20 protein-coding genes are annotated in these 24,158 nt (G+C 71.7%); 16 read left to right on the forward strand and 4 right to left on the reverse strand.

The window, feature by feature from the left end; all coding sequences use genetic code 11:
* Positions 1-24 precede the first annotated feature (24 nt).
* From ACFW01_RS25930 to ACFW01_RS25945, 4 genes are all read right to left on the reverse strand, one after another.
* Positions 25-2,415 (reverse strand): transglutaminaseTgpA domain-containing protein, encoded by a 2,391-nt coding sequence (locus ACFW01_RS25930; RefSeq protein WP_384507087.1) that lies wholly within the window; start codon positions 2,413-2,415, stop codon positions 25-27.
* A complete protein-coding gene (locus ACFW01_RS25935) occupies positions 2,412-3,776 on the reverse strand; it encodes a DUF58 domain-containing protein (RefSeq protein WP_234953754.1) in 1,365 nt (454 codons plus the stop codon). Before ACFW01_RS25935 ends, ACFW01_RS25930 begins: the two co-directional genes overlap by 4 nt.
* Positions 3,776-4,849 carry an AAA family ATPase gene (locus tag ACFW01_RS25940; RefSeq protein ID WP_376299566.1) on the reverse strand — a complete coding sequence of 358 codons (1,074 nt, stop codon included), beginning with the start codon at positions 4,847-4,849 and terminating at the stop codon, positions 3,776-3,778. Before ACFW01_RS25940 ends, ACFW01_RS25935 begins: the two co-directional genes overlap by 1 nt.
* A gap of 228 nt (positions 4,850-5,077) precedes the next feature.
* Entirely contained in the window at positions 5,078-5,599 is a 522-nt protein-coding gene (locus tag ACFW01_RS25945) for a carbonic anhydrase (RefSeq protein ID WP_125495246.1), read from the reverse strand.
* A gap of 431 nt (positions 5,600-6,030) precedes the next feature.
* Between ACFW01_RS25945 and rsmH the strand changes: the two genes are divergently transcribed.
* From rsmH to divIVA, 16 genes are all read left to right on the forward strand, one after another.
* A complete protein-coding gene (rsmH, locus tag ACFW01_RS25950; protein WP_361361537.1) occupies positions 6,031-6,987 on the forward strand; it encodes a 16S rRNA (cytosine(1402)-N(4))-methyltransferase RsmH in 957 nt (318 codons plus the stop codon).
* A 61-nt stretch (positions 6,988-7,048) separates the two neighbouring features.
* Positions 7,049-7,603, forward strand: a complete 555-nt coding sequence (locus ACFW01_RS25955; protein WP_384507093.1) for a septum formation initiator family protein — start codon at positions 7,049-7,051, stop codon at positions 7,601-7,603.
* Entirely contained in the window at positions 7,600-9,567 is a 1,968-nt protein-coding gene (locus ACFW01_RS25960) for a peptidoglycan D,D-transpeptidase FtsI family protein (protein WP_384507096.1), read from the forward strand. The genes ACFW01_RS25955 and ACFW01_RS25960 overlap by 4 nt, the downstream gene beginning before the upstream one ends.
* Positions 9,568-9,762: 195 nt before the next feature.
* A complete protein-coding gene (locus tag ACFW01_RS25965; protein WP_234953747.1) occupies positions 9,763-11,286 on the forward strand; it encodes a UDP-N-acetylmuramoyl-L-alanyl-D-glutamate--2,6-diaminopimelate ligase in 1,524 nt (507 codons plus the stop codon).
* Positions 11,287-11,335: 49 nt separating this feature from the next.
* Positions 11,336-12,751 carry a UDP-N-acetylmuramoyl-tripeptide--D-alanyl-D-alanine ligase gene (murF, locus tag ACFW01_RS25970; protein ID WP_234953745.1) on the forward strand — a complete coding sequence of 472 codons (1,416 nt, stop codon included), beginning with the start codon at positions 11,336-11,338 and terminating at the stop codon, positions 12,749-12,751.
* Complete coding sequence (gene mraY / locus ACFW01_RS25975) at positions 12,751-13,848, forward strand: phospho-N-acetylmuramoyl-pentapeptide-transferase (protein WP_234954647.1); 1,098 nt, start codon at positions 12,751-12,753, stop codon at positions 13,846-13,848. The genes murF and mraY overlap by 1 nt, the downstream gene beginning before the upstream one ends.
* An 11-nt stretch (positions 13,849-13,859) precedes the next feature.
* Positions 13,860-15,275: a UDP-N-acetylmuramoyl-L-alanine--D-glutamate ligase gene (murD, locus tag ACFW01_RS25980; protein WP_384507136.1), complete on the forward strand. Its 1,416-nt coding sequence runs from the start codon at positions 13,860-13,862 to the stop codon at positions 15,273-15,275.
* Between the two features lie 77 nt (positions 15,276-15,352).
* Positions 15,353-16,723, forward strand: coding sequence for a putative lipid II flippase FtsW (gene ftsW / locus ACFW01_RS25985; protein ID WP_234953743.1), 1,371 nt, complete (start codon positions 15,353-15,355; stop codon positions 16,721-16,723).
* Positions 16,724-16,729: 6 nt separating this feature from the next.
* Positions 16,730-17,824 carry an undecaprenyldiphospho-muramoylpentapeptide beta-N-acetylglucosaminyltransferase gene (gene murG, locus ACFW01_RS25990; RefSeq protein ID WP_064727427.1) on the forward strand — a complete coding sequence of 365 codons (1,095 nt, stop codon included), beginning with the start codon at positions 16,730-16,732 and terminating at the stop codon, positions 17,822-17,824.
* A 22-nt stretch (positions 17,825-17,846) separates the two neighbouring features.
* Entirely contained in the window at positions 17,847-18,641 is a 795-nt protein-coding gene (gene ftsQ / locus ACFW01_RS25995; RefSeq protein WP_384507105.1) for a cell division protein FtsQ, read from the forward strand.
* Between the two features lie 288 nt (positions 18,642-18,929).
* On the forward strand, positions 18,930-20,132 hold the full coding sequence (gene ftsZ / locus ACFW01_RS26000) for a cell division protein FtsZ (RefSeq protein WP_161330395.1): 1,203 nt from the start codon (positions 18,930-18,932) through the stop codon (positions 20,130-20,132).
* Positions 20,129-20,857, forward strand: coding sequence for a peptidoglycan editing factor PgeF (pgeF, locus tag ACFW01_RS26005; RefSeq protein WP_384507109.1), 729 nt, complete (start codon positions 20,129-20,131; stop codon positions 20,855-20,857). The genes ftsZ and pgeF overlap by 4 nt, the downstream gene beginning before the upstream one ends.
* Positions 20,858-20,863: 6 nt before the next feature.
* Positions 20,864-21,583 (forward strand): YggS family pyridoxal phosphate-dependent enzyme, encoded by a 720-nt coding sequence (locus ACFW01_RS26010; protein WP_384507112.1) that lies wholly within the window; start codon positions 20,864-20,866, stop codon positions 21,581-21,583.
* A 129-nt stretch (positions 21,584-21,712) separates the two neighbouring features.
* Entirely contained in the window at positions 21,713-22,354 is a 642-nt protein-coding gene (locus ACFW01_RS26015) for a cell division protein SepF (RefSeq protein WP_384507115.1), read from the forward strand.
* A gap of 81 nt (positions 22,355-22,435) precedes the next feature.
* A complete protein-coding gene (locus ACFW01_RS26020) occupies positions 22,436-22,720 on the forward strand; it encodes a YggT family protein (protein ID WP_122614930.1) in 285 nt (94 codons plus the stop codon).
* Between the two features lie 55 nt (positions 22,721-22,775).
* The gene (gene divIVA / locus ACFW01_RS26025; protein WP_234953730.1) at positions 22,776-23,987 is read left to right on the forward strand and encodes an apical growth/hyphal branching protein DivIVA; all 1,212 of its coding nucleotides are present in this window, start codon (positions 22,776-22,778) and stop codon (positions 23,985-23,987) included.
* Positions 23,988-24,158 lie beyond the last annotated feature (171 nt).

Raw genomic sequence — 24,158 nt, forward strand, 5'->3', positions numbered from 1 at the left:
CCCGCGCCGCCCCGGCGTTCTGCTTCAGCCCTGCTGTCCGGTCGTCTTCCGCAGGGTCGGCCGCGCCGCCGCGGCACGCCGCTTCAGAGCCGTCCACCGGTCCGAGAGCGCCCAGGCCACCCGTACGGTCGAACGCGGGGCGATCCGTGCGCGCAGCCGCGTGCCGCGGCCGACCGCCGCCCGCAGACCGGCCGTCGCGAGCCGGACGTCCTCGGCGAGCCCCGCCGTCAGGCGCGGTCGCGGCGCGTAGAGAACCTGCTCCACCGCGTCCGCGACCCGGTGCACCGCCGCCGCGGCCGCCGGATCGAGCCGGCCCAGCCGGACGATCCGGGCCGCCGCCTTGCGTGGCGTCTGCGACTCCTCCGGCGGGATCCCGTGGTCCCACGCCGTATCGGCCAGCTCCTGCCAGACCGCCAGGGTGTGCGGGCCCGCGTCCGCCTCGGCGCGGCCGTGCGCCCCCAGCCGCCTGGCCCGGGTGCGCAGCCGCCACAGCATCGGCGACAGCGGGACCAGCAGCACCAGGAGACCCGCGAGCGCCCAGGCCGGCGCCTCGTACCACTTCGGTCCGCCGCCGTCCGAGACGGGCACGGGCAGCGCGGAGCCGGTGTCGCAGGCGTCCAGCTTCTTGTCCTGCGCCGAGCAGCTCTCGCTCGTCGACGGCGCCGCCGACGGCTCCGTCTCGCTGTCCTGCGACGGAAGAGCCGGGTCCGGCACCGAACTGCCCGGCGCGTCCGGCACGGTGTACGCCGGGGTCGAGCCACGCGTCGGCGTCGGCTCGAAGCGGGTCCAGCCCACGCCCTCGAAGTACACCTCGGGCCAGGCGTGCGCGTCGCGCAGCCCCACCGACACCGAACCGTCGGCCTGCGGGGAGCCCGGCGCGAAGCCCACCGCGACCCTGGCCGGAATGCCCAGGGACCGGGCCATCGCCGCCATGGCGAAGGAGAAGTGGACGCAGAAGCCCTCCTTGTCCCTCAGGAACCGGGCGATCCCCTCCGAGCCACTGCCGACGCTGACCTCGGTGTCGTACTCGAAACCGCCGTTGACCGCGAAGTACTCCTGGAGCTTGACCGCCTGCTCGTAGGGGTTCGCCGCGCCGGCGGTGACCTCGCGGGCGGTCCTGGAGACCAGGTCGGGCAGCGAGTCCGGCAACTGCGTGTACTCGCGCTTCAGCGCGGTCGACGGCGAAGGAGCGGCGGCGAGCTGCTCCGCCGTCGGCTGCACGTTCAGGCTCCGCACCTCGTACTTCAGCCCGCGGGTGTTCTGGCCGTGGTCGCCGACCAGGGTCATGCCGACCGGTTCGTACCGCCAGTTCCCCGCGACGCGCACGCCGGTGGGCGGGTACGGCATCGGCAGCCAGTCCTGCGCGTACCAGTCGGCGGCCGAGATGAAGGTCCGGGTCTCGTTGCGCTGGACGTCGGGGCCCAGGCCGACGGGGGTGGGGAACGAGCCGTTCGGAACGGCGGTGATCTGCCGTTTGGACGGCTTCCAGGTGGTGCCGTCGAAGTCGTCCAGGGACACGATGCGCAGGTACAGGTCCGACAGGTCGTTCGAGTCCGTCTGGACGGAGAGGACCTGCCGGTTCTCGTCCACGTTGAGACTGTCCCGCAGGGAGACCAGCGGGTTCACCGCCGAGATCGTGCCGCCGCCCCCGGTCCCGGAGCCGACGCCCGTTCCGGCGGTGTCCAGCAGCCCGCCGTTCATCGCGGGCAGGGCGAGCGGCACCACCAGGGCGACGCCCAGCGCGAAGGCGCCGATCCGCCGCCCGGTGCGGACCGGGGCGACCGCGCCGCCCTGCCCGGCGCCCGGAGCGCGCGCCGCACCGCCGAAGACCCGGCCCCACTGCGAGAGCCGGTCCCGGCCCTCCGCCAGCAGCAACGTCAGATAGCCGACCGCCGCCACCAGGAACCACAGCCAGTCGGCGCCGCCCTCGGACAGTCCCGCGGCCACCGAGTACAGCGCGAGCAGCGGCAGGCCGGCCGGCGCGGCGCTGCGGAAGGTCACCGCGAGGGTGTCCACCAGCAGACCGATCACCAGGACACCGCCGACCAGCATCAGCCGGATGCCGTCGGACTCCAGCGGCGCCGGGATGGCGTACCGGGCGATGTCGTCGCCGCCCTGTCGCAGCAGGTCGCCGAAGCGCTGGATGGCCTGCGGGCCGGGGACCAGCCCCGCGAACGCCTGCTGCCGGGCGAAGACCAGGGTCAGGAGCAGCAGCGTGACCAGGGCCTGCACGGCGATGGTCAGCGGGCGCGCCAGCGGCACCCGCCGCGCCACCGCACCCACCACGGCCTGCACGGCCAGCAGGACCGCGGCCTGCAGGATCCAGGTCGCCGGTTCGACCAGCGGCAGCAGCGCGCAGGCCGCCATCAGGGTGGCCGCCCACGCGCACACCGCCAGCCGCGCACCCCCGCTCATCGCGTCCCCTCCCCGCCGGTCCCCGCCGCGACGGCGGTGCGTTCCCGGTCCGCCAGGCGCCACCGCTCCTCCAGGGTGGCGCCGTACGGAACGCCCACGGCGGTCCAGCCCGCCTCGCGCAGCATCCGCAGCCGCTCCTCGCTCCTGTCCAACGGACCGGGCACGTCGGCCGGTTCCCGCGCCCAGGCCCCGCTGTCCAGGACGAAGGCGACCGCGCCGCCGCTGCGCTGCCGCATCCTGGCGGCCACCGTGGCCTGCTCCTCGTCGAGGTCGCCGAAGAACGCCACCAGCAGCCCCTCGTTCCCGCCGCGCAGCAGGTCGTAGGCGGGGGAGAGGCTGGTGCCGTCGGAGTGGTCGATCACCGCGAGGGTGTCCATCATCAGCCCGGCCGCGTCGGCCGTGCCCTGGCTCGCGCCCGCGAAGCCGTCGGCGCCCTCGCCCGGCACCGAGTTGCCGGTGTCGGTGAGCAGCCGGACGGAGAAGCCCCGCTCCAGCATGTGCACCAGCACGGAGGCCGCGCCCGACACCGCCCACTCGAAGGGCGAGTCGGGGCCCGCGCCCTCGTAGGCCAGGCCCCGGGTGTCAAGGAGCACCGTGCAGCGGGCGCGCTGCGGCTGCTCCTCGCGGCGCACCATCAGCTCGCCGTAGCGCGCGGTGGAGCGCCAGTGCACGCGGCGCAGGTCGTCGCCGTGGCGGTACCCGCGCGGGATCACGTCGTCGTCGCCCGCCAGGGCCAGCGAGCGCTGCCGTCCCTCGCCGTACCCCTTCGCCTCGCCGCTGAGCCGCACCGGCGGCAGCGCCTCCACGCGCGGGATCACGGTCAGGGTGTCGTGGGTGGAGAAGGACCGGGTCAGCTCGCACAGTCCGAACGGGTCGGTCAGCCGTAGTTGCAGCGGGCCCAGCGGATAGCGGCCGCGCAGGTCGGAGCGGACCCGGTAGGACACCTCGCGGCGACCGCCCGGCTCCACCCGGTCGAGCACGAAGCGGGGCCGGGGGCCCAGCACGTAGGGCACCCGGTCCTGGAGCATCAGCAGCCCCGTGGGCATCCGCGAGACGTTGTCGACGCGCAGGTGCACCCGGGCCTCGCTGCCCGCGGGCACCCGCTCGGGGGAGAGCCGGCGGCTGCCCGCCACCCGGTAGCGCGTGCGGTACAGCACGGTCGCGCAGACCAGGGGCAGCACACCCAGCAGCAGTCCGACCCGCAGCAGGTCGCTCTGCCCGAGGACGTAGGCGCAGACCGCGGCGGCGATTCCGGCGGCCAGGAAGGAGCGGCCGCGGGTGGTCAGACCGGTCAGGGCGGTGCGGATCCCGCCGCTCTCGCCCCGGTCGTCGTGCGACCGGTCCGTCCCCCCGGCGTCCATCAGAGCCTCCGCGGCGGCTGCTGGGGGTACGCCGGTGCGCCGCGGCTCATGCCGAACCCGGTCTGCTGCTGGGGCGCCGCGGGTACCGGGGTGCGCTGGAGGATCTCCTGGACGACCTGCTCGGCGCTGCGGCGGTTGAGCTGGGCCTGGGCGGTCGGCAGCAGGCGGTGGGCCAGGACCGCGACCGCGAGGGCCTGCACGTCGTCCGGCAGCGCGTACTCCCGGCCGCTCAGGGCGGCGGACGCCTTCGCCGCGCGCAGCAGATGCAGCGTGGCGCGCGGCGAGGCGCCGAGTCTGAGATCGGGGTGGTTCCGGGTGGCCGCGACGAGGTCCACGGCGTACCTGCGGACCGGCTCCGCGACGTGGACGCCGCGGACGGCCTCGATCAGCTTGAGGATCTCGTCGGCGTGCGCCACCGGCTGGAGGTCGTCCAGCGGGTTCACCCCGCCGTGCACGTCGAGCATCTCCAGCTCGGCCTCCGGGCTGGGATAGCCGATGGAGACGCGGGCCATGAAGCGGTCGCGCTGGGCCTCGGGCAGCGGGTAGGTGCCCTCCATCTCGACCGGGTTCTGCGTGGCCACCACCATGAAGGGGCTGGGCAGCTCGTAGGTCTGGCCGTCGATGGTGACCTGGCGCTCCTCCATCGACTCCAGGAGCGCGGACTGCGTCTTCGGCGAGGCGCGGTTGATCTCGTCGCCGATCACCACCTGGGCGAAGATCGCGCCGGGCTTGAACTCGAAGTCCCGCCGCTGCTGGTCCCAGATGGAGACTCCGGTGATGTCGGAGGGCAGCAGGTCCGGCGTGAACTGGATCCGGCGCACGGAGCAGTCGATGGACCGCGCCAGCGCCTTGGCCAGCATGGTCTTGCCGACTCCCGGGACGTCCTCGATCAGCAGGTGCCCCTCGGCGAGCAGCACGGTCAGTGAGAGCCGCACGACCTCGGGCTTGCCCTCGATCACGTCCTCGACCGATCCACGCACCCGCTCGACGACAGCGGTCAGATCGTCCCCCACCCGCGCATACGCCCGGTCGGGGCTGCCTCCATGGCTCGCCTGATCGTCAAAGGTCGTCACCCGGCCCTCCTCGGCCTTTCCCCGCGCTTCCCGGGAAGCGGGGGTACCCCATTGCCGGGCCGGTCCCGCACCGCGCGGACCGGCCCACCCCGAATCACGGACACCGCGCGGAAAAAGTTCCGCGCGACACCACTTCCCGCATTCTTGCTGCCGTTACCGATTCGTGTCACTCGCCTGTGGACAACTGGCCGCGTTATGTCATGCCTTGCGGCCTTTGCGGGGCTTGGATCAGGCGGGGGTGACCTCGCGCAGCAGTCCCGTCTTCACGTCGTAGACGAAACCACGTACGTCGTCGGTGTGCGGCAGGAACGGCGAGGTGCGCACCCGTTCGATCGACTGGCGCACGTCCTGGTCGACGTCCTGGAAGGACTCGACCGCCCAGACGGGACGCTGGCCGACCTCCAGCTCCAGCTCGTGCCGGAAGTCCTCGGTGAGGGTCTCCATGCCGCACGCGGTGTGGTGCACGAGGACCACGGCGGTGGTGCCGAGGGCCCGCTGGCTGATGGCGAGGGAACGGATCACGTCGTCGGTGACGGCGCCGCCGGCGTTGCGGATGACGTGGCAGTCGCCGTTGCGCAGGCCGAGCGCGGCGGTCACGTCCAGGCGCGCGTCCATGCAGGCCACGACGGCGGTGTGGAGTGCGGGGCGGCCCGCGAGTTCGGCGTCGGAGAACTCGGCGGCGTAGCGCGCGTTCGCCTCGACGAGCCGGTCGGTGGCGGAGCCTGCGGGAACCGATGCAGAAGTCGTCATAACCATGACGTTACTGGTCACCGATGGGCCGGGCCCGCTGTGAAGAGGGACAAAGAACGTCAACGAGGCTTGTTGTGAGCCACTCCACAGGCCCGTACGGGTGCGTCCGTGCGAGTGAAGTACCGGCCCGCGCCGATTCACGCGCTCCGGCGGCGTCCGCGACGCGCAGGCCGGTTGATTGACCGGGCGACACGGTGGACTAAAGTGACGCGAAGCGGGAGGCGAGGCTCTCCCTGCTGGACTGAATTCCCCGGAGACCTGGGCGACGCCCCGCCAGTTCTCCCCACGTGCGCGGCGCGTACGTACGGCTCGGCCTCCTCCCGCTCCCGGCCGGCCGACGCCTCCGGCGCCGGCCGGGCTCCCCTTCACGAGCGAGCGGGAGGGGACCCGGCGGTGCGTGACGCCGCGCCGGACCTGAGAGGCCGCCCCACTTGAGCCAGAGTCGACACGTCCCGGTGATGCTCCAGCGGTGTCTGGACCTGCTGGCGCCCGCCCTGAAGGAGCCGGGGGCCGTGGTCGTCGACTGCACACTGGGACTCGGCGGGCACAGCGAGGCGTTGCTCGAACGCTTCCCCGAGGCCCGGCTCGTCGCGCTCGACCGGGACAAGGAGGCCCTGCGCCTGTCCGGCGAGCGGCTCGCCCCGTACGGCGACCGCGCCACCCTCGTGCACGCCGTCTACGACGAGCTGCCCGACGTACTCGACCGGCTCGGCGTCCCCCGCGTCCAGGGCGTCCTGTTCGACCTCGGCGTCTCCTCCATGCAACTCGACGAGGCGGACCGCGGCTTCGCCTACGCCCAGGACGCCCCGCTCGACATGCGCATGGACCAGACGTCCGGCATGAGCGCCGCCGAGGTCCTCAACACCTACCCGCCCGGCGAACTCGTCCGCATCCTGCGGGCGTACGGCGAGGAGAAGCAGGCCAAGCGGATCGTGTCCGCGGTCGTGCGCGAGCGCGAGAAGGAGCCGTTCACCAACAGCGCCCGGCTCGTGGAACTGATCCGCGCGGCACTCCCGCAGGCCGCCAAACGCACCGGCGGCAACCCGGCCAAGCGCACCTTCCAGGCCCTGCGCATCGAGGTCAACGGCGAGCTGTCCGTCCTGGAGCGGGCGATCCCGGCCGCCGTCGAGGCGATCGCCGTCGGCGGGCGGATCGCGGTGCTCTCCTACCAGTCCCTGGAGGACCGGCTGGTCAAGCAGGTCTTCGCGGCCGGTGCCGCCAACACCGCGCCGCCCGGACTGCCGGTGGTCCCCGAACGCTACGCGCCCCGGCTCAAGCTGCTCACGCGCGGTGCCGAACTTCCCACCGAGGAGGAGATCGCCGAGAACCGGCGGGCGGCTCCGGCGCGGCTGCGCGGCGCCGAGCGCATCAGGGAGTCCATCGGGTGAAGCGAGCGAGGCAGGCCAGGCACGGGGGCGGACGGTCCACCCGGGCCGAGGGGGAGGGCCAGTGAGCAGGAAACCCGAACTGAAAGGACGGGCGGCCCGGCTGGCCCGGCTCCTCCCGCCCGGCGGCGGCCGCGGCCAGGCGGCCCGGGCGCCCTTCGTCCTCCTCGTCGTCGTCCTGCTCGGCGGCGGCCTCATCGGGCTTCTGGTGCTGAACTCCGCCCTGAGCGAGGGGTCCTTCCAGCTGGACGACCTCAAACAGGAGACCAAGAGCCTCACCGACGAGGAGCAGGCGCTCCAGCGGGACATCGACGCCTACTCCGCCCCCCGGGCCCTCCAGCGCCGCGCCCGCGAACTGGGCATGGTCCCCGGCGGCGACCCCGCCTTCCTCGGCCCCGACGGCACCGTCAAGGGCTCGCCCAGCGCCGCGCCGACCGGGACCACCCCGCTGGTGCTCGCCCCCGAGGCGCTGACCACGGCGCCCGACGGCGTGCTCACCGCCACCCCGTCGCCCGTCGGCACCCAGCCGCCCCCGGCCCCCTCCGCCCCGCCCACCACCCCCACCGCAGCGGCGACCTCCACCCCGAGCCCGACTCCGACCCCGACTCCCGGCAGGTGACGGAAGTGTCCGACAGGGAACCGCCGCGCCGCCGTGTGCCCGGACCCGCGAGGCCCGTCCGTCCCGGCGGACGGCGGCAGCCCGGCCCCGGCGCCCGGCCCGCCCGCCGCCCCGGCCCGCCCCGGCCCGCCGCGCCCCGCACCATCCGGCTGGGCAGCCCCCGCCCGCGGCTCAGGATGATCGGCCTCGCGCTGACCCTCGTACTGGCCGCCTTCGTCGTACGGCTCCTCCAGGTGCAGGCCGTCGACGCCGGCACCTACTCCGCCAAGGCCGAGCAGAACCGCTACGTGGTCCACACCCTGCCCGCCGAGCGCGGCGGCATCACCGACCGCAACGGCGTCGCCCTCGCGACCACCGTGGACTCCTACGACATCACCGCCGACCCCACGATGTTCACCCGCGAGCAGCTGAAGGTCGGCGACGGGCCCGAGCAGGCGGCTGCGCTCCTCGCGCCCATCCTCGGCCAGGAGCAGGAGGACCTGGCCGAGCGGCTGCGCCCCGAGAACAAGGAACTGCGCTACGTCCGCCTCGCCCGGCGGCAGACCCCGCAGGTCTGGAACCAGATCAAGGACCTGAAGTCCGCGCTCACCACGAAGGCGGAGACGGACAAGTCCGTGGTCAACGCCCTCGCGGGCGTCTTCGCCGACCCCAGCAGCAAGCGCGTCTACCCGGGCGGCGACCTGGCCGCCGGCGTCCTGGGCTGGGTCGGCGCCGACGGCAAGGGCGGCGGCGGCCTGGAGCGGCAGCTGGACAAGACGCTGGCGGGCGAGGACGGCAAGATCCGCTACGCGCAGTCGGGCGGCCGCCAGGTCCCCACCGCCGGCTCCACCGAGACACCGGCCGTGCCCGGCAGCGACGTCGAGCTGACCATCGACCGCGACATCCAGTGGGCCGCGCAGGACGCCATCAGCGAGCAGGTGGAGAAGTCCAAGGCGGACGGCGGCTACGTCATCGTCCAGGACACCGCCACCGGCGAGATCCTCGCCATGGCCAACTCGCCGGGCTTCGACCCGGGCGACCTCGCCCACGCCGACCCGGACGCGCTGGGCAACGCCGCCCTCCAGGACGCCTTCGAACCCGGCTCCACCGCCAAGGTGATGTCGATGGCGGCGGTACTGGAGGAGGAGGCCGCCACGCCGGGCACCCACATCACCGTCCCCAACCGCCTCAAGCGCGGCGACCGGCTCTTCAAGGACGACATCGACCACCCGACCTGGTACCTCACGCTCAACGGCGTGCTCGCCAAGTCCAGCAACATCGGCACCATCATGGCCACCGGCGAGCTGGGCAAGACCCAGGCCGAGGCCAACAAGGTGCTCTACTCCTACCTGCGCAAGTTCGGCCTGGGCGGCTACACCGGCCTCGGCTTCCCCGGCGAGACCAAGGGCATCCTGGCGCCGCCCGGCCAGTGGTCGACGTCGCAGCAGTACACGATCCCTTTCGGCCAGGGCGTCTCCATCAACGCGCTCCAGGCGGCCTCCGTGTACTCGACCATCGCCAACGGCGGAGTCCGCGTCGAACCCACGCTCGTACGCGGCACCAAGGACGCCGACGGACGCTTCGCACCGTCCCCGGAGCCCGAGAAGAGCCGTGTGATCAGCGAGAAGACCGCGAAGACCCTCTCGCAGATGCTGGAGTCCGTCGTCGACGACGAGGAGGGCACCGGCACCAAGGCCCGCATCCCCGGCTACCGCGTGGCGGGCAAGACCGGCACGGCCAACCGAGTGGATCCGGACACCGGCAAGTACCGGGGCTACACCTCGTCGTTCGCCGGGTTCGCCCCCTCCGACAAACCCCGCGTCACCGTCTACTGCGCCATCCAGAACGCCACCGAGGGCAGCTACTTCGGCGGCCAGATCTGCGGACCCATCTACAAGCAGGTCATGGAGTTCGCCCTGAAGACCCTTCAGGTCCCCCCGACCGGGGCCGCCCCCGCGAGACTCCCGGTCACCTTCAAGCCCTGACCTCCGTCGGGCCAGTACCGAGCCAGCGTCGTTTCAGTACCGAGCCACCAGGAACCACCCGTGACAACGATCACCCCCGACCCCGGGAACCAGAGCAGCCCCGAGCCCTCACTTCGCCCGGAAGCCGGTACGCCCGGTACGCTCACCGCCGTGCCACACCCTGATCAGTCCCAAACCACCCAGAAGGGCCAACCCGTGACATACCCGGGACCGCCCCGGCCGGTGCGGATCTCCGCCACGCCCCTCGCGGAACTCGCCGATCAGCTGGGTGTCGCCGCGCCGGACAGCACCGCGGGAGTCACGGGCATCACCCACGACTCCCGCGCCGTCCGCCCCGGTGACCTGTACGCCGCCCTGCCCGGCGCCCGCCTGCACGGCGCCGACTTCGCCACCCAGGCCGAGGGCCTCGGCGCCGTCGCCGTGCTGACCGACCCGTCCGGCGCCGAGCGCGCCGCCGCCGCCGCCGGCCTGCCGACGCTCGTCGTCGACGACCCGCGGGCGCGGATGGGGGAGTTGGCGGCCACGATCTACGGCCACCCCGGCCGCGACCTGCTCCAGATCGGCATCACCGGCACCTCCGGCAAGACCACCACCGCCTACCTCGTCGAGGGCGGTCTGCGCACGGCGAAGTCCACCGGCCTCATCGGCACGGTCGAGATGCGCATCGGCGACGAGCGCATCAAGTCCGTGCGCACCACGCCCGAGGCCACCGACCTCCAGGCGCTGTTCGCGGTGATGCGCGAGCGCGGCACCGAGGCGGTCGCCATGGAGGTCTCCAGCCACGCCCTGGTGCTGGGCCGCGTCGACGCCTGCGTCTTCGACATCGCGGTCTTCACCAACCTGAGCCCGGAGCACATGGAGTTCCACTCCGGTATGGAGGACTACTTCCAGGCCAAGGCGCAGCTGTTCACGCCGGAGCGCAGCAAGCTCGGCGTGGTCAACGTGGACGACGAGTACGGGCGCCGCCTCGCCAACGAGGCCACCGTCCCGGTCGTCACCTACTCCGCCGAGGGCCACCCCGACGCGGACTGGCGCGCCGACGAGGTCGAGGTCGGCCCGCTGGACTCCACGTTCACCGTGCTGGGGCCCAAGGGCGAGCGCGTGACCGCCAAGTCGCCGCTGGCCGGCCCGTTCAACGTGGCCAACACCCTCGCCGCGATCGTCGCCCTGGCCGCCGCCGGCCTGGACCCGCACGAGGCCGCCGACGGCGTCGCCGCGGTGCCGGGGGTGCCGGGCCGCCTGGAGCGCGTGGACGAGGGCCAGCCGTACTTCGCGGTGGTCGACTACGCCCACAAGACCGACGCCGTCGAGTCGGTCCTGCGGGCCCTGCGCAAGGTGACCGAGGGCAAGCTGCACGCCGTGCTCGGCTGCGGCGGCGACCGGGACACCACCAAGCGCGAGCCGATGGGCGCCGCCGTGGCGCGGTTCGCCGACACGGCCGTACTGACCTCCGACAACCCCCGCTCCGAGGACCCGCTCGCGATCCTCGCCACCATGCTCCAGGGCGCGGCCTCCGTGCCCGCCCACGAGCGCGGCGAGGTGCAGGTCTTCGAGGACCGGGCCGCCGCCATCGCCGCCGCCGTCGCCCGGGCCGAGCCCGGCGACACGGTGCTGGTGGCGGGCAAGGGCCACGAGCAGGGCCAGGACATCGCCGGGGTGGTCCGTCCCTTCGACGACCGCGAGGTGCTGCGCGCAGCCATCAAGAAAGCCCAAGGATGAGATCCCGAATGATCCAGCCGATCCTGATCCTGATCCAGGGGACGAACTTGTGATCACCCTCTCTCTCGCCGAGATCGCAGAAGTCGTCGGCGGGCGGATGCACGACATACCGGACGCGTCCGCGCAGGTCACCGGCCCCGTCGTCCGGGACTCCCGGGAAGCGGGGCCGGGCAGCCTCTTCGTCGCCTTCGTCGGCGAACGGGTGGACGGCCACGACTTCGCCGCCGCGGTCGTCGAGGCGGGGGCGGTGGCCGTGCTCGGCTCCCGCCCCGTCGGCGTGCCCGCGATCGTCGTGGACGACGTCCAGGCCGCCCTCGGCGCCCTCGCCCGGCACGTCGTACGCCGCCTCGGCACCACGCTCGTCGCCCTCACCGGGTCCGCCGGCAAGACCAGTACCAAGGACCTCATCGCCCAGGTGCTGCGGCGCAAGGCGCCCACGGTCTTCACGCCCGGCTCCCTCAACAACGAGATCGGGCTGCCGCTCACCGCGCTCACCGCCACCGAGGAGACCAGGTTCCTCGTCCTGGAGATGGGCGCCCGGGGCATCGGCCACATCCGGTACCTCTGCGAGCTGACCCCGCCGAAGGTCGGCCTCGTCCTCAACGTCGGCTCCGCGCACATCGGCGAGTTCGGCGGCCGGGAGCAGATCGCCCAGGCCAAGGGCGAACTCGTCGAGGCGCTGCCGCCGGCCGAGGAGGGCGGTGCCGCGATCCTCAACGCGGACGACCCTCTCGTACGGGCCATGGCCTCCCGGACGAAGGCGAAGGTGATCCTTTTCGGAGAGTCCGACGAAGCGGACGTTCGCGCCGAGAACGTGCGACTCACGGACACCGGACAGCCTTCGTTCAGGCTTCACACACCCTCCGGTGCAAGCGATGTGACCATGCGCCTGTACGGTGAGCACCACGTGTCGAACGCGCTCGCCGCGGCCGCCGTCGCCCACGAGTTGGGCATGTCCGCAGACGAGATCGCCACCGCGCTCTCCGAAGCGGACTCCCTCTCCCGCTGGCGGATGGAGGTCACCGAGCGCCCGGACGGCGTGACGGTCGTCAACGACGCCTACAACGCGAACCCCGAGTCCATGAAAGCCGCGCTGCGCGCGCTGGTGGCCATCGGCAAGGGGCGCCGTACGTGGGCGGTGCTCGGCAAGATGGCCGAGCTCGGGGACGAGGCGCTCGCCGAGCACGACGCGGTCGGACGGCTCGCCGTCCGGCTCAACGTCAGCAAGCTCGTCGCGGTCGGGGGCAGGGAAGCCCAATGGCTGCAACTGGGCGCATATAACGAGGGTTCGTGGGGTGAGGAGTCGGTGCACGTGTCCGACGCACAGGCGGCGGTCGACCTGTTGCGCAGCGAGTTGCGCCCGGGGGACGTCGTGCTCGTGAAGGCGTCCCGTTCGGTGGGTCTGGAGAGCGTCGCCACGGCGCTGCTGGAGACCGGCACCGAGGGTGAGGTTGCCGTCCGATGATGAAGCAGATCCTGTTCGCGGGCGTCATCGGCCTCTTCCTGACGCTGGTCGGCACCCCGCTGCTGATCAAGCTGCTGGCCCGCAAGGGCTACGGCCAGTACATCCGCGACGACGGACCGCGCGAGCACGCCAGCAAGCGCGGTACGCCGACGATGGGCGGTATCGCCTTCATCCTCGCCACGGTCGCCGCCTACTTCCTGGCCAAGGTGATCACCAGCTACCTGGAGCCCGACCCGAACGTCGACGCGGGCCCGACCTTCTCGGGCCTGCTGGTGCTCGGCCTGATGGTGGGCATGGGCCTGGTCGGCTTCCTCGACGACTACATCAAGATCGTCAAGAGGCGGTCGCTGGGCCTGCGGGCCAAGGCGAAGATGGCCGGCCAGCTGATCGTCGGCATCGGCTTCGCGGTGCTCTCGCTGCAGTTCGCGGACAACCGCGGCAACACCCCGGCCTCGACCAAGCTGTCGTTCATCACCGACTTCGGCTGGTCGATCGGCCCGGTGCTGTTCGTCATCTGGGCGCTGTTCATGATCCTCGCGATGTCGAACGGCGTGAACCTGACCGACGGCCTGGACGGCCTGGCCACCGGCGCCTCCGTCCTGGTCTTCGGTGCCTACACTTTCATCGGCGTCTGGCAGTTCCAGGAGTCCTGCGCCAACGCGCTGACCCTGACCAACCCGGGCGCCTGCTACGAGGTGAGAGACCCCCTCGACCTCGCCGTGGTCGCGTCCGCGCTGATGGGCGCCTGCCTCGGCTTCCTGTGGTGGAACACCTCGCCGGCCAAGATCTTCATGGGCGACACCGGTTCGCTCGCGCTCGGCGGTGTGCTCGCGGGTCTGGCGATCTGCTCGCGCACCGAGCTGCTGATGGCCATCCTCGGCGGCCTGTTCGTCCTGATCACCATGTCGGTGGTCATCCAGGTCGGCTCCTTCCGGCTGACCGGCAAGCGGGTCTTCCGGATGGCGCCACTCCAGCACCACTTCGAACTCAAGGGCTGGTCCGAGGTCCTTGTCGTGGTCCGTTTCTGGATCATCCAGGGCATCTGTGTGATCGTCGGACTGGGCCTCTTCTACGCGGGATGGGCAGCGGACAAGTGACCGACTCCTCGGTGCCTTTCGACTTCCAGGGCAAGCACGTCACCGTCGCCGGCCTCGGCGTCTCCGGTGTCCCGGCCGCCAAGGTCCTGCACGGGCTCGGCGCGCGCGTCACCGTCGTCAACGACGGCGACGACGAGCGCGCGCGGGCGCAGGCGGCGGAGCTGGAGGCGCTCGGCGTCACCGTGCGCCTCGGCGACGGAGCGACCCTGCCCGAGGGCACCGAGCTGATCGTCACCGCGCCGGGCTGGAAGCCGGACAAGCCGCTGTTCACCGCGGCCCACGAGGCCGGTGTCCCCGTCTGGGGCGACGTCGAACTGGCCTGGCGCCTGCGCGGCCGGGACGGCCGGAAGGCGGCGCCCTGGCTCGCGGTCACCGGCACCAACGGCAAGACCACCACCGTCCAGATGCTGGCGTCGATCCTGAAGGCGGCCGGCCTGCGCACCGCCGCCGTCGGCAACATCGGCGTCTCCCTGCTGGACGCGGTCACCGGCGACGAGGAGTACGACGTCCTGGCCGTGGAGCTGTCCAGCTACCAGCTCCACTGGGCGCCCTCCCTGCGCGCCCACTCGGCCGTCGTGCTCAACCTCGCCCCCGACCACCTCGACTGGCACGGCTCCATGGAGGCCTACGCCGCCGACAAGGGCCGGATCTACGAGGGCAACCGCGTCGCCTGCGTCTACAACGCCGCCGACAAGGCCACCGAGGACCTGGTCCGCGAGGCCGACGTCGAGGAGGGCTGCCGGGCCGTCGGCTTCACCCTCGGCTCCCCGGCACCCTCCCAACTCGGCGTCGTCGACGGCATCCTGGTCGACCGCGCCTTCGTCGAGGACCGGCAGAAGAACGCCCAGGAACTGGCCGAGGTCTCGGACGTCGACCCGCCGGCCCCGCACAACATCGCCAACGCCCTGGCCGCCGCCGGCCTCGCCCGCGCCTTCGGCGTCTCCGCCGCGGCCGTACGGGACGGGCTGCGGGCCTTCACGCCCGACGCCCACCGCATCGCGCACGTCGCCGACGTCGACGGGGTCGCGTACGTGGACGACTCCAAGGCCACCAACACCCATGCCACCGAGGCGTCCTTGGCGGCGTACGAGTCGATCGTCTGGATCGCCGGCGGGCTGGCCAAGGGCGCGACCTTCGACGAACTGGTCACGGGCGCGGCCAAGCGGCTGCGCGGGGCGGTCCTCATCGGCGCCGACCGCGCCCTGATCCGCGAAGCCCTGGCGCGACACGCCCCCGAAGTACCCGTGGTCGACCTCGGCCGGACCGACACTGGGGCGATGCTCCAGGCCGTCCAGGAAGCCCAGCGACTCGCCCGGCCCGGCGACACGGTCCTGCTGGCCCCGGCCTGTGCCTCCATGGACATGTTCACCAACTACAACAAGCGCGGCGACGCGTTCGCACAGGCCGTTCGCGAACTCGGCGCCTGACCCGGCCGCCTCCCGCGCCGGGCGAACTCGGGGAGGACGCGTGGGACGGTCCATGCCGACGTACAGCGGAGGCAGCGATGCCCGGTAGTCCCCAGAGCCGTACCGGACGTCCGCCCGTACAGCGGGCCGCCAGGCGACCCGTGGCGCCGGGGCCGCGGCACGAGAACCCGGTGCTCCGCCTGTACCTGCGCCTGCGCCGCGCCTGGGACCGGCCGCTGACCGCGTACTACCTGATCTTCGGCGGCAGCGCGCTGATCACCGTCCTCGGCCTGGTGATGGTCTACTCGGCCTCCCAGATCACCGCGCTCCAGCTGTCGCTGCCCGGCTCCTACTTCTTCCGCAAGCAGGCCCTGGCCGCCCTGATCGGCGCCGGACTGCTCGCGGCCGCCATGCGGATGCCGGTGAAGCTGCACCGCGCGCTGGCCTACCCGATCCTCGCCGGTGCCGTCTTCCTGATGATCCTGGTGCAGGTACCGGGGATAGGAGTCGCGGTCAACGGCAACCAGAACTGGATCGCGCTCGGCGGCTCCTTCCAGATCCAGCCCAGCGAGTTCGGCAAGCTGGCCCTGGTGCTGTGGGGCGCGGACCTGCTGGCCCGCAAGCAGGACAAGAGGCTGCTGACCCAGTGGAAGCACATGCTGGTGCCGCTGGCCCCGGCCGCGTTCATGCTGCTCGGGCTGATCATGATCGGCGGCGACATGGGCACGGCGATCATCCTGACGGCGATCCTGTTCGGGCTGCTCTGGCTGGCGGGCGCGCCCACCCGGCTCTTCGCCGGCGTGCTGTCCATCGCCGCGCTGCTCGGCTTCATCCTCATCAAGACCAGCCCCAACCGCATGGCCCGGCTCAACTGCCTCGGTGCCACCGACCCGGGCCCCGGCGACTCCTGCTGGCAGGCCGTGCACGGCATCTACGCCCTCGCCTCGGGCGGGCTGTTCGGCTCCGGGCTCGGTGCCAGTGTGGAGAAATGGGGCCAACTCCCCGAGGCCCACACCGACTTCATCTTCGCCGTCACCGGTGAGGAACTGGGCCTGGCGGGGACGCTGTCGGTGCTCGCCCTCTTCGCGGCTCTAGGCTATGCGGGTATCCGCGTGGCCGGACGCACGGAGGACCCGTTCGTGAGGTATGCCGCGGGAGGCGTGACCACCTGGATCACGGCCCAGGCCGTGATCAACATCGGTGCGGTCCTCGGGCTGCTGCCGATCGCCGGTGTCCCGCTCCCGCTGTTCTCCTACGGCGGTTCCGCCCTGCTGCCGACCATGTTCGCCATCGGTCTGCTGATCGCCTTCGCGCGAGACGAACCCGGTGCGCGGGCGGCGCTTGCGTTGCGGCAACCTCGCTTTGGTAGAAAGCGGGGGGCCAGGGGTCCCGGAACCAAGCGGAGCCCCCGGAGTTGGAACACGATGCGACGGCGTGCCTCGGCGGCGCGTTCGTCCGGAGAGCGGTGAATTTCGGTGCATGTCGTACTCGCCGGCGGAGGAACCGCGGGCCACATCGAGCCCGCGCTCGCCCTCGCGGACGCCCTGCGCAGGCAGGATCCGACCGTGGGGATCACGGCCCTGGGCACGGAACGCGGCCTGGAGACCCGCCTGGTGCCCGAGCGGGGTTACGAGCTGGCGCTGATCCCGGCCGTACCGCTGCCGCGCAAGCCCACCCCCGAGCTGATCACCGTCCCGGGCCGGCTGCGCGGGACGATCAAGGCGACCGAGCAGATCCTGGAGCGCACCAAGGCGGACGCCGTGGCCGGCTTCGGCGGCTACGTCGCCCTGCCCGCCTACCTCGCGGCCAAGCGGCTCGGCGTGCCGATCGTCGTGCACGAGGCCAACGCCCGCCCCGGGCTGGCCAACAAGATCGGCTCGCGCTACGCCAGCCAGGTCGCCGTCTCCACCCCCGACAGCAAACTGCGCAACTCCCGCTACATCGGCATCCCGCTGCGCCGCTCCATCGCCACCCTGGACCGGGCCGCCGCCCGCCCCGAGGCCCGCGCGATGTTCGGGCTCGACCCCAACCTGCCGACCCTGCTGGTCACCGGCGGCTCGCAGGGCGCCCGCCGGCTCAACGAGGTCATCCAGCAGGTCGCGCCCTGGCTCCAGCAGGCGGGCATCCAGATCCTGCACGCGGTCGGACCCAAGAACGAACTGCCGCAGGTCCACCAGATGCCGGGGATGCCCCCGTACATCCCGGTAAGTTATCTGGACCGGATGGACCTCGCGTACGCCGCCGCCGACATGATGCTCTGCCGCGCGGGCGCGATGACCGTCGCCGAACTCTCCGCCGTCGGGCTCCCGGCCGCCTACGTCCCGCTGCCCATCGGCAACGGCGAACAGCGGCTCAACGCCCAGCCGGTGGTCAAGGCCGGCGGCGGACTGCTGGTCGACGACGCGGAACTGACGCCCGAGTGGCTCCAGCAGAACGTCCTGCCGGTGCTCGCCGATCCGCACCGGCTGTACGAGATGTCCCGCGCCGCCGCCGAGTTCGGCCGCCGGGACGCCGACGACCTGCTCGTCGGCATGGTGTACGAGGCGATCGCCGCCCGTGCCCACCGCTAGAGACTGACGGAAGGCAGGGAGCGTGGCCGGACCGACCACCGCCGAGCGCGGGGAACGCCAGCAGGAGTCGTCCGGCCCGCCCCGCGCGCGCCGGTTCGGCCCGCCCCGTCTTCGTACGATCATCATCACGGCCGTCTCCCTCGCCCTGGTCGCGGGCGGCACCGTCTGGGTGCTCTACGGCTCGAACTGGACCCGCGTGGACGGCGTGTCGGTCTCCGGAACACGGGTTCTCACCGCCGCACAGGTGCGCGAGGCCGCCGACGTGCCCGTCGGTGAACCCCTGGTCTCCGTCGACACCGAGGCGGTCGAGGCGCGACTGCGCCGGAAATTGCCCCGCATTGACGAGGTCGACGTCGAGCGTTCCTGGCCGCACGGAATCGGACTGAAAGTGACGGAGCGCACCCCGGTTCTGATTGTCCAAAAGGGTAAAAACTTCGTGGAAGTGGACGATGAAGGCGTCCGATTCGCCACGGTTTCCCGGGCGCCCAAAGGCGTGCCGGCACTGGAATTGGAGCCCGACCGTTCCGGCTCGGCGGGGCCGAGTCTGCGCCGCTTCGACGAGGACCGTCTGGTGCGGGAGGCGGTACGGGTGGCGGGCCGTCTCCCGGACGCGGTCGCCCGGGACGCACGCCTCGTCAAGGTCCGTTCCTACGACGACATCTCACTGGAGTTGAGCGGCGAGCGGACCGTGGCGTGGGGGAGCGGCGAACAGGGTACGGACAAAGCCCGTGCGCTCACCGCGCTGATGAAAGCGACGCCCAAGGCGCACCACTTCGACGTGAGTGTTCCCACCGCCCCCGCGTCATCGGCGAGTTGACGGGTATCCGTGCAGGCCAGCACCCTGGCTGGGCAGCGCTACGGCTGATCACATAGGGTGAAAAGAAAAACGGGAGGTTCGGCGTGTTCGTTGAACGTGCGCCACTTGTCGACTTAGTGTCCTGTTCAGAAGACTCCAAGGAACAGACACACTGGTAACCCTAAACTTCAGCGTTAGGGTTCGGGTCGGCACTACGGACCGTCCCAATCGGCATCAGTCGTCGGGTCGCGGGGGCATCAGTGCTTCGGTGACCGGGCGACACGTAACTCGAGGCGAGAGGCCTTCGACGTGGCAGCACCGCAGAACTACCTCGCAGTCATCAAAGTCATCGGTGTCGGCGGCGGTGGTGTCAATGCCATCAACCGGATGATCGAGGTCGGTCTCAAGGGCGTCGAGTTCATCGCCATCAACACCGACGCGCAGGCGCTGTTGATGAGCGACGCCGACGTCAAGCTCGACGTCGGCCGCGAACTCACCCGCGGACTCGGCGCCGGAGCCAACCCGGCCGTCGGCCGCAAGGCCGCCGAGGACCACCGCGAGGAGATCGAGGAGGTCCTCAAGGGGGCCGACATGGTCTTCGTGACAGCCGGAGAAGGCGGCGGCACCGGCACCGGCGGCGCGCCCGTCGTGGCCAACATCGCCCGCTCGCTGGGCGCCCTCACCATCGGCGTGGTCACCCGCCCCTTCACCTTCGAGGGACGGCGCCGGGCCAACCAGGCCGAGGACGGCATCGCCGAACTCCGCGAAGAGGTCGACACCCTCATCGTCATCCCCAACGACCGGCTGCTGTCCATCTCGGACCGCCAGGTCAGCGTGCTCGACGCGTTCAAGTCCGCCGACCAGGTGCTGCTCTCCGGTGTGCAGGGCATCACCGACCTGATCACCACGCCCGGCCTGATCAACCTGGACTTCGCCGACGTCAAGTCGGTCATGTCCGAGGCCGGCTCCGCCCTCATGGGCATCGGCTCGGCCCGCGGCGACGACCGCGCGGTGGCCGCCGCCGAGATGGCGATCTCCTCGCCGCTCCTGGAGGCGTCCATCGACGGCGCCCGGGGCGTCCTGCTCTCCATCTCCGGCGGTTCCGACCTCGGCCTGTTCGAGATCAACGAGGCCGCCCAGCTGGTCAGCGAGGCCGCCCACCCCGAGGCCAACATCATCTTCGGCGCGGTCATCGACGACGCGCTCGGCGACGAGGTGCGGGTCACCGTGATCGCGGCCGGCTTCGACGGGGGCCAGCCGCCGTCCAAGCGGGACAACGTCCTCGGCTCCTCCTCGGCCAAGCGCGAGGAGCCCACCCCGGCACGGCAGAGCGACAGCCGTCCGTCCTTCGGCTCGCTCGGCAGCGTGAAGCCGAAGGAGGAGCCGGAGCAGGCGCCCGCGCCCGAGCCGGTCGCCGACCTGCCGCAGGTCTCCCCGCCGCCGGTCCCGCCGTCGCGGACCTACTCGGACAGCGCGGCCGAGGAACTGGACGTGCCGGACTTCCTGAAGTGATAGGACAGCGCGACACCGTGAACGGCGCGCACTTCGGCTTCACCGACCGGTGGGGCGGAGTGAGCGCCGTTCCGTACGAGGAGCTCAATCTCGGGGGCGCGGTCGGTGACGACCCCGGCGCCGTCACGGCCAACCGGGAGCTGGCCGCCAAGTCACTGGGCGTGGACCCTGACCGGGTGGTCTGGATGAACCAGGTGCACGGCGCCGACGTCGCCGTCGTCGACGGTCCCTGGGGCGACACCCCGGTCCCGCGGGTCGACGCGGTCGTCACCGCCGAACGCGGTCTCCCTCTCGCCGTCCTCACCGCCGACTGCGTGCCGGTGCTGCTCGCCGACCCGGTCGCCGGTGTCGCCGCCGCGGCCCACGCGGGCCGGCCCGGCCTGGTCGCCGGGGTCGTCCCCACGGCCGTACGGGCGATGGCCGGGCTCGGCGCGGACCCCGCCCGGATCGTCGCCCGCACCGGACCCGCCGTGTGCGGCCGGTGCTACGAGGTACCCGAGGAGATGCGGGCCGACGTGGCCGCCGCCGAACCGGCCGCGCACGCCGAGACGAGCTGGGGAACCTCGGCGGTCGACGTGGCCGCGGGCGTGCACGCGCAGCTCGAACGGCTCGGGGTGCGCGACCTGGTGGGGTCGCCGGTGTGCACCCGGGAGTCGCGGGACCACTTCTCGTACCGACGCGACCGCACCACCGGGCGGCTCGCGAGCTATGTCTGGCTGGACTGATGGGGCATGACGGACCGTAAGCACGAAATCGCCGCCAACCTGGCGAAGGTGGAGGAGCGCATCAGCGCCGCCTGCGCGGCCGCCGGCCGCCCCCGCGACGAGGTCACCCTCATCGTGGTCACCAAGACCTATCCGGCGGACGATGTGCGCATTCTCTCCGGACTCGGTGTGCGGCACGTCGCCGAGAACCGTGACCAGGACGCTGCACCGAAGGCCGCCGCCTGCGCGGACCTGCCGCTTTCCTGGCACTTCGTCGGTCAGTTGCAGACCAACAAGGTGCGTTCCGTGGTCGGGTACGCGGATGTGGTGCAGTCCATCGACCGGGCCCGGCTCGTCACGGCCCTGTCGAAGGAGGCCGTGCGGGCCGGCCGCGAGGTGGGCTGTCTCCTCCAGGTGGCGCTCGACGCGGGGGAGCGCGAGCGCGGGGAGCGCGGTGGCGTCTCGCCCGCCGGGGTCGAGGAGTTGGCCGGCCTCGTCGCGGGGGCCGAGGGGCTGCGGCTCGACGGGCTGATGACGGTGGCCCCCCTCACCGGCGAGTACGCGGGGCGCCAACAGGCCGCGTTCGAGCGCCTCATGGAATTGTCGACCTGCGTGCGCCGAGCCCATCCGGCTGCGAACATGGTCTCCGCAGGCATGAGTGCGGACCTCGAACAGGCCGTGGCCGCCGGAGCGACACATGTACGCGTCGGCACTGCGGTACTCGGAGTCCGCCCCAGGCTCGGGTAACGTCGCCAAGAAGTCGGACCACAGCAGAAAATATGGTCATTACCGCCGAAAGGCGGACGCAACGACCTCGTGGATCGCAGGCACTTGGCAGTCGTCAGCCGATCCACCACAGAGCGGAGGACTCAGAGCATGGCCGGCGCGATGCGCAAGATGGCGGTCTACCTCGGCCTCGTGGAGGACGATGGTTACGACGGCCGGGGGTTCGACCCCGACGACGACTTCGAACCGGAACTGGACCCGGAGCCCGAGCGGGACCACCGGCGACACGAACCGGCACATCAGTCGCACGGTTCACATCAGCCCCAAAGGGACGAAGAGGTACGAGTCGTGCAACCGCCCGCGCAGCGCGAGCCGATGCCCCGTGCCACTTCGCTCGCGGCGGAATCCGCGCGCCCGGCGCGGATCGCGCCCGTGGCGTCCATCACACAAGAACGCGCAAGCCTGGAAAAGAGCGCACCGGTCATCATGCCCAAGGTCGTGTCCGAACGAGAGCCCTACCGCATCACCACGCTTCACCCCCGGACCTACAACGAGGCCCGTACCATCGGGGAACACTTCCGTGAGGGCACTCCGGTGATCATGAATCTCACTGAGATGGATGACACAGATGCGAAGCGACTTGTCGACTTTGCGGCCGGTTTGGTGTTTGGTCTTCACGGCAGTATCGAGCGGGTGACGCAGAAGGTGTTCCTGCTGTCTCCTGCTAACGTCGATGTCACGGCGGAGGACAAGGCCCGCATCGCAGAGGGCGGGTTCTTCAACCAGAGCTGAGACGCACCACCGGTACAGAGCAAGAACACGGATCCGAGGACGGTTCCGAGAGATGGTTCAGGGGAGAGGGAAGCACCAGTCATGAGCGTGGTCCTGGATGTCGTCTACATCGCGCTGATGTGCTTCCTCATCGTGCTCATCTTCCGGTTGGTCATGGACTACGTCTTCCAGTTCGCCCGCTCGTGGCAACCCGGCAAGGCGATGGTGGTCGTTCTGGAGGCCACCTACACTGTCACCGATCCACCGTTGAAGCTTCTGCGGCGGTTCATCCCGCCGCTGCGTCTCGGGGGCGTGGCGCTCGACCTGTCCTTCTTCGTACTGATGATCATCGTCTACATCCTGATCCACATCGTGAGCCGGCTGTGAACGATGAGAGAGATACGGGCTTGCCGAATGCCGACGACAACGTTGAGGTGAAGAGATGCCGTTGACCCCCGAGGACGTGCGGAACAAGCAGTTCACGACCGTCCGCCTCCGAGAAGGCTATGACGAGGACGAGGTCGATGCCTTCCTCGATGAGGTCGAAGCCGAACTGACCCGCCTGCTCCGCGAGAACGAGGACCTGCGCGCCAAGCTGGCCGCGGCGACGCGTGCGGCCGCGCAGAACCAGCAGAACATGCGCAAGCCTCCGGAACCCCCGCAGGACCAGCAGCACGGGCAGCACCCACCGCAGCAGGGCGGGATGCCCCAGCAGGGTGGGATGCCGCAGCAGGGCGGTATGCCCCAGCAGGGCATGCGAGGTCCCGGCGCTCCGGTGCCCGCCGGCATATCGGGCCCGCCGCAGCAGCAGATGGGTGGCCCCATGGGTGGCCCGCCCCAGCTGCCGAGCGGTGCCCCGCAGCTGCCCGCCGGTCCCGGCGGTCAGGGTGGCCCGCAGGGCCCCGGCCCGATGGGTCAGGGTCCGGGACCGATGGGCCAGGGCGGCCCCGGTCCGATGCAGGGCCAGATGGGCCCCGGCCCGATGGGCGGCCCCATGGGCGGTCCGCAGGGTCCCGGTGGTCCCGGCGGCATGCCCGGTCAGGGAGGCCCCGGTGGCGACAGCGCCGCCCGGGTTCTGTCGCTGGCCCAGCAGACCGCCGACCAGGCGATCGCCGAGGCCCGTTCCGAGGCCAACAAGATCGTCGGCGAGGCGCGTTCGCGTGCCGAGGGTCTGGAGCGGGACGCCCGTGCCAAGGCGGACGCCCTGGAGCGGGACGCGCAGGAGAAGCACCGCGTAGCGATGGGCTCCCTGGAGTCCGCCCGCGCCACGCTGGAGCGCAAGGTCGAGGACCTGCGCGGCTTCGAGCGCGAGTACCGGACGCGACTGAAGTCGTACCTGGAGTCGCAGCTGCGTCAGCTGGAGACCCAGGCGGACGACTCGCTCGCCCCGCCGCGTACGCCCGCGACGGCCTCTCTGCCGCCGTCCCCGGCGCCCTCGATGGCACCGGCCGGCGCGAGTGCCCCGTCGTACGGCGGCAACCAGTCGATGGGCGGTGGGCCGAGCCAGTCCGGCCCGTCCTACGGCGGCGGCCAGCAGCAGATGTCGCCGGCGATGACCCAGCCGATGGCGCCGGTACGGCCGCAGGGCCCGTCGCCGATGGGGCAGGCGCCCTCGCCGATGCGCGGGTTCCTGATCGACGAGGACGACAACTGAGCCGGCGCACCGACGTCCGGTAGGTAGTACGGCGCAGCAGTCGGCAGCGTTCAGGGCGGGGCCCGGGGTTGTGTACCGGGGGCCGCCCGGCTGCCTGATGGCCGGTGTGTTATAAACAAATGACGCTGCCGACGATTGCGATGGTGTAGATCTAGGTGGTCGGCGGATCAT

This window comes from Streptomyces sp. NPDC058985, assembly GCF_042740985.1.
In the GTDB taxonomy this organism is placed as follows: domain Bacteria; phylum Actinomycetota; class Actinomycetes; order Streptomycetales; family Streptomycetaceae; genus Streptomyces.

Excerpts from the sequence above, each read along its gene's own strand:
- mraY (WP_234954647.1), top strand. The coding sequence starts at position 12,751 with ATGAAGCAGATCCTGTTCGCGGGCGTCATCGGCCTCTTCCTGACGCTG.
- ACFW01_RS26015 (WP_384507115.1), top strand. The coding sequence starts at position 21,713 with ATGGCCGGCGCGATGCGCAAGATGGCGGTCTACCTCGGCCTCGTGGAG.
- ACFW01_RS26020 (WP_122614930.1), top strand. The coding sequence starts at position 22,436 with ATGAGCGTGGTCCTGGATGTCGTCTACATCGCGCTGATGTGCTTCCTC.
- ACFW01_RS25945 (WP_125495246.1), bottom strand. The coding sequence starts at position 5,599 with ATGACGACTTCTGCATCGGTTCCCGCAGGCTCCGCCACCGACCGGCTC.
- divIVA (WP_234953730.1), top strand. The coding sequence starts at position 22,776 with ATGCCGTTGACCCCCGAGGACGTGCGGAACAAGCAGTTCACGACCGTC.
- ACFW01_RS25935 (WP_234953754.1), bottom strand. The coding sequence starts at position 3,776 with ATGGACGCCGGGGGGACGGACCGGTCGCACGACGACCGGGGCGAGAGC.
- ACFW01_RS26010 (WP_384507112.1), top strand. The coding sequence starts at position 20,864 with ATGACGGACCGTAAGCACGAAATCGCCGCCAACCTGGCGAAGGTGGAG.
- ftsW (WP_234953743.1), top strand. The coding sequence starts at position 15,353 with ATGCCCGGTAGTCCCCAGAGCCGTACCGGACGTCCGCCCGTACAGCGG.
- ACFW01_RS25930 (WP_384507087.1), bottom strand. The coding sequence starts at position 2,415 with ATGAGCGGGGGTGCGCGGCTGGCGGTGTGCGCGTGGGCGGCCACCCTG.